This is a genomic window from Pseudomonas rossensis (assembly GCF_039888995.1).
Classification (GTDB): domain Bacteria; phylum Pseudomonadota; class Gammaproteobacteria; order Pseudomonadales; family Pseudomonadaceae; genus Aquipseudomonas; species Aquipseudomonas rossensis.
The window spans coordinates 1-437 of the sequence record NZ_JBBWCB010000334.1; the positions used below are offsets into that span (position 1 = coordinate 1).

At 63.8% G+C, this 437-nt stretch carries 1 protein-coding gene; it reads right to left on the reverse strand.

Annotated features, from left to right (window positions below; all coding sequences use genetic code 11):
* Positions 1 to 437: cadherin-like domain-containing protein (locus WLY71_RS30750; RefSeq protein WP_347806590.1), on the reverse strand; the 437-nt coding region annotated here is incomplete at both ends.

A 437-nucleotide genomic window follows, 5' to 3' on the forward strand; every position in this document is an offset into this window, starting at 1 on the left:
GCCGTCGACGCTGCTGGTGCCGGTGAGGACGCTGCCGGTCACCGGAGCGTCTTCGGAAGTGGTCACGGTTTCGCTGACATCGGTGAAGCTGTCATCCACCGGGGTGACGTTGATGTTCAGGGTCGAGGTGACATTGCTGCCGGAACCGTCGGTGACGGTGTAGCTGACCGTTGGCACCGTGCCGTTGTAGTTGGCCGCCGGGGTGAAGGTGTAGGCGCCGTTCGTTCCTATGGTCAGGGTGCCGACATTGGCGATGGTCGCGGTGCTGCCGGCGGCGTAGGTGGTTTCGCCGATGGTGAAGTTGAGCACGCTGACCGGGCCGTCGACGCTGCTGGTGCCGGTGAGGACGCTGCCGGTCACCGGAGCGTCTTCGGAAGTGGTCACGGTTTCGCTGACATCGGTGAAGCTGTCATCCACCGGGGTGACGTTGATGTTCA